This is a genomic window from Cyanobacteriota bacterium, assembly GCA_025054735.1.
Classification (GTDB): domain Bacteria; phylum Cyanobacteriota; class Cyanobacteriia; order SKYG9; family SKYG9; genus SKYG9.
The window spans coordinates 1-4478 of record JANWZG010000342.1; the positions used below are offsets into that span (position 1 = coordinate 1).

The following is a 4478-nucleotide window of genomic DNA, read 5'->3' on the forward strand; positions in this document are numbered from 1 at the left end:
CCTCCTGTCAGAATGGTAGCCAATTCTCAAGTAGACGGCTGGAGTGAATCTGCCAGCATAGTATTACGGCGCTTGCGGGCAATTACCTGCAAATCCACAATCATGTCAGTTTCATCCACGATCTCACCTGTCAGCACCTCCAACACATCCTCTAGGGTGACTACCCCCGACACACCGCCATACTCATCTAGCACTACCATCAGATGTTCTCGTGTCTCTTGAAACATTTTGAGCAGCTTGTCAGCCCGTACAACTTCTGGCACAAATCGAGCTTTGCGACATAGGGAGGCGATCGTTGCCTGTTGTTGACCCCGCAGCATAGCTACTAATAACTTATGCCGCAGTGCTACCCCAATGACCTGATCCACAGTTTTGTCAATCACTACGATGCGAGTGTGTTGCGAGTTAATAATATCCTCTTCTGCTTCTGCTAGGGTTAAACTTCCCCGCAGATAGGTCATCTCGGTTCGTGGAGTCATAACATCGGCAGCGGTCACATCATTGAGGCGAAATACCTTTTGGATCATCTCCGCCTCATCATCTTCAATAATGCCTTCCTGCAAGCCAATGCGTGCCAACAGTTGAATTTCAGCCTCGTTGGTAGTAGGGCGATGACTGGGCTTATTAATTGGTTTCAATATTTGTTCCAGACACCAAACCACTGGAGTCAATAGTATCGTTAGTCCACGTACTGGCAAGGCAATGATGACAGCAACCTGTTCTGCATAGCGCTCTCCCAGAGTTTTGGGGATAATTTCTCCAAAGATAATGATTAAGAAGGTCAATAGTGCAGAAACAGCGCCAAGCCAAGCATTGCCCAACGTAGTTAACGCTACATGCCCAACCATAATGCTGCCAACAATGTTGAACATGTTGTTTAGGATGACTAGGCTGGCAATCGGGCGGTTCATATTTTCCCGAATAGCGAGCAAAGCCTGAGCCGCAGGCTGTCGGGATTGTTGAGCTAGCTGGCGGGCTTTCACCAAGGGGATAGAAAAAAGCGCCGCTTCTGAGCCAGAACAGATAGCTGAGCCAACCAGAACGAGCAGCACAACAATAGTAAGGCTAATCATTTAAGGGAGTCCTGAAGCAGGACAACTAACATGGTTAAATACAAGCATTATGCCGAGTTTAAGAGGTGTTTGCCAAGGGTGTCGGTCATCGATCGCCCTCTAATTCCGCTTTATGGCTCAATTTCTTCGGTGTAGCCCGACAGATTTGTGGGTTAAGAAGGTTAAACTGGTAGCGTGTACGCTGAAAGAACTATGCCGCTCAGTTGTCGATTTGCTATTATCAGTGACCTGCATATTGCGTTGCCACACACAATCTGGAACCATCCGAGTCGGTTTCATCTAGTGGAAATGAGCATCCCTGGCTTAGAAGTTATCTTGCAGCATTTATCACAACTTGATTTGGATTTTCTGCTCTTGCCAGGAGATTTAACCCAACATGGAGAGCCAGAAAACCACCAATGGCTGGCCGATCGCCTCGCTCAGTTGCCCTACCCAGTGTATGTGGTACCTGGGAACCATGATGTGCCTGTGTTAACTGCCAATGGATATTCCATCGGACTTCATGACTTCACGACCTACTATCGCAAGTTTGGCTATGAACAGGCTGATCGCCTTTATTACACCTGTGAATTAGTGCCTGGTGTGCGCTTGATTGGGTTGAACTCTAACCAGTTCGATGAGGAAGGTCATCAGTTAGGGGCTATGGATGCAGAGCAATTGCTATGGTTGCAACAGGTATTGGCAACCTATCAGCAGGAAGTGACATTAGTCATGATTCACCACAATGTGTTGGAACATTTACCAGGGCAATCCAAAAATCCCCTAGGACGGCGCTACTTGTTGGATAATGCTGACGAATTGCTCACTATTCTGCGGCAGGCAGAGGTGCAACTGGTATTTACCGGACATCTCCATATCCAAGATATTGCTTATCAAGATGGCATCTACGACATTACCACTGGCTCACTAGTGACCTATCCCCATGTGTATCGCCTGCTGCATCTGTATCAGGATGAGCATGGGCAATATCGTCTTCAAATTGAGTCTCACCGCGTTCAGTCTGTTCCAGAGCGAGAAGACCTGCAACAGTGGTCGCGGGAATGGATGGGCGATCGCTCATTTTCCTTTGTACTCAAGTTATTAACCCATCCTCCGTTAAACTTACCCTTAGAACAAGCCCAATCTCTGGCACCTGACCTGCGCTACTTTTGGGCCTCTATCGCTAGTGGTGATGCTAACTTTCAGTTTCCGCAGTTTCCACCATCGGTGCGCCGCTACTTTGAGGCATTTAGTGCGATCGATGCAGACGGCAATTTTGCCCCTATCGACAACACAGCCACCCTAATACTGAATCAACGGACACATTCAAGTTGCTGAAGCAGCGATTGTAACCGTGATTTTTAGCTCCTAGACGTTAAGATTGTGTGCTAGTTATCACGATCGCCTCAGAAAGTTGGGCAAGATGGAAAAGCGTAATAGAGCAGCAGGTCAACAGCGGTTATGAATACAGCGGAGTTGTTGGTTAAATGTTTGGAAAATGAAGGCGTTCGCTATGTGTTTGGGCTACCCGGTGAAGAAAACCTAGCCGTACTAGAAGCCTTTAGCCAATCGTCGATTGAGTTCATTACTACCCGACATGAACAGGGTGCTGCCTTTATGGCCGATGTATACGGACGCTTAACCGGACGAGCAGGGGTGTGTCTGTCTACGCTAGGGCCGGGTGCTACAAATCTAATGACGGGCGTTGCTGATGCTAATCTAGATGGCGCACCTCTAGTGGCTATTACCGGTCAGGTCGGTACTGATCGCATGCATATTGAGTCGCATCAATATCTTGACCTGGTAGCCATGTTTGCCCCGGTAACCAAATGGAATGCCCAGATTGTGCGACCTAGTATTACTCCAGAACTTGTGCGACGGGCATTTAAGCGATCGCAGTCAGAAAAGCCCGGAGCCGTCCACATTGACCTGCCAGAGAATATCGCTGCAATGGCTGCCGATGGGGAACCCCTTAAAATTGGCACCCAGGAAAAAATCTTTGCCTCGTTCCGCAGCATCGAACAGGCTGCAAGCGTCATCGCAAAAGCTGAAAACCCTATCATTTTGGTTGGCAACGGTGCAATTCGTGCGAATGCCAGCAACAGCCTGACTCGGTTTGCCACCCAGCTTAATATTCCAGTGGCAAATACCTTTATGGGCAAGGGTGTGATTCCCTACCTGCATCCATTGGCGCTGTGGTCAATCGGTCTGCAACAGCGAGACTACATTAGCTGTGGGCTAGATCGGTCTGACCTTGTAATCGCCGTAGGCTATGACTTGATTGAATATTCCCCCAAAAAATGGAACCCCGACGGCAAAATTCCTATTGTCCACATTGGGGCTTTACCGGCTGAGATTGACAGTAGTTATGTACCTGAGGTTGAAGTAGTAGGTGATATTTCAGACTCCTTAGATGAAATTGCTCGCCGCCTCGATCGCAGCCACAAACCTGACTCCTATGCTGTAAGTCTGCGGGATGAAATCCGTGCTGACTATATGCAATATGCCAAGGATGATTGCTTCCCAGTAAAACCCCAAAAATTAATTTATGACCTGCGCCAAGTTATGGGGCCGGAGGATATTGTGATTTGTGATGTAGGTGCCCACAAAATGTGGATGGCACGGCATTACCACTGCGATCGTCCTAATACCTGTTTGATTTCTAATGGGTTTGCAGCCATGGGCATCGCCATTCCTGGAGCAATAGCCGCTAAGCTAGTGCATCCCGATTGCAAAGTAGTAGCCGTCACAGGTGATGGTGGCTTTATGATGAACTGTCAAGAGTTAGAAACTGCCCTACGGGTAGGCACTGCCTTTGTGACCCTCATTTTCAACGATGGCGGCTATGGACTAATAGAATGGAAACAAATGAACCATTATGGCAGATCCCACTACGTCAAGTTTGGTAATCCAGATTTTGTCATGCTAGCAGAGAGCATGGGCTTAAAGGGCTATCGAGTAGAGTCAACTAGTGAACTTATCCCCATTCTCAAAACTGCCCTCTCCCAGGATGTACCGACTGTGGTGGACTGTCCTGTTGACTATCGTGAAAACTTAGCATTTTCTCAGCGATTAGGAGATATTTCCTGCGCAATTTAGGTGACATTGGCATCCAAACCATCCGATGGAGTGTAGCATATTTGATCAACGATTCCCTAGCTGGGCTTGCAGCCCAGCAACCCGCTGAATCATGAAACCACGAAGACACGAAGAGCACGAAGAGATTCACGCTGTTCCCTCTGTGTCTTCTGTGCCTCTGTGGTGACTTCAATTCCATGGTAGGATTAGTACCCATGAATTGTTTACCTGAGGCATGAGCCGCATCCTCTTTGACCAACTGGCCAAGCATTACCTAGAAGACTTTTTGGAACCCCTAGGCACCGTTCAACGCAACCTAGAAGTTCCCGGCGAACCCAAATTCGTAGA

3 protein-coding genes are annotated in these 4478 nt (G+C 48.1%); 2 read left to right on the top strand and 1 reads right to left on the bottom strand.

The features are described 5' to 3' along the window. Positions 1–26 precede the first annotated feature (26 nt). The gene (locus tag NZ772_14610; GenBank protein ID MCS6814783.1) at positions 27–1073 is read right to left on the bottom strand and encodes a hemolysin family protein; all 1047 of its coding nucleotides are present in this window, start codon (positions 1071–1073) and stop codon (positions 27–29) included. A 192-nt stretch (positions 1074–1265) separates the two neighbouring features. On the opposite strand from NZ772_14610, the gene NZ772_14615 reads away from it, so the two are divergent. Together NZ772_14615 and NZ772_14620 are read left to right on the top strand one after the other, a co-directional pair. Continuing rightward, on the top strand, positions 1266–2390 hold the full coding sequence (locus NZ772_14615) for a metallophosphoesterase (GenBank protein ID MCS6814784.1): 1125 nt from the start codon (positions 1266–1268) through the stop codon (positions 2388–2390). Between the two features lie 123 nt (positions 2391–2513). Continuing rightward, positions 2514–4151: an acetolactate synthase large subunit gene (locus NZ772_14620; GenBank protein MCS6814785.1), complete on the top strand. Its 1638-nt coding sequence runs from the start codon at positions 2514–2516 to the stop codon at positions 4149–4151. The last annotated feature ends 327 nt before the right edge of the window (positions 4152–4478 follow it).

Bases quoted from the DNA above. Each gene is read 5' to 3' on its own strand.
- NZ772_14610 (MCS6814783.1), bottom strand. From the start codon at position 1,073: ATGATTAGCCTTACTATTGTTGTGCTGCTCGTTCTGGTTGGCTCAGCT.
- NZ772_14615 (MCS6814784.1), top strand. From the start codon at position 1,266: ATGCCGCTCAGTTGTCGATTTGCTATTATCAGTGACCTGCATATTGCG.
- NZ772_14620 (MCS6814785.1), top strand. From the start codon at position 2,514: ATGAATACAGCGGAGTTGTTGGTTAAATGTTTGGAAAATGAAGGCGTT.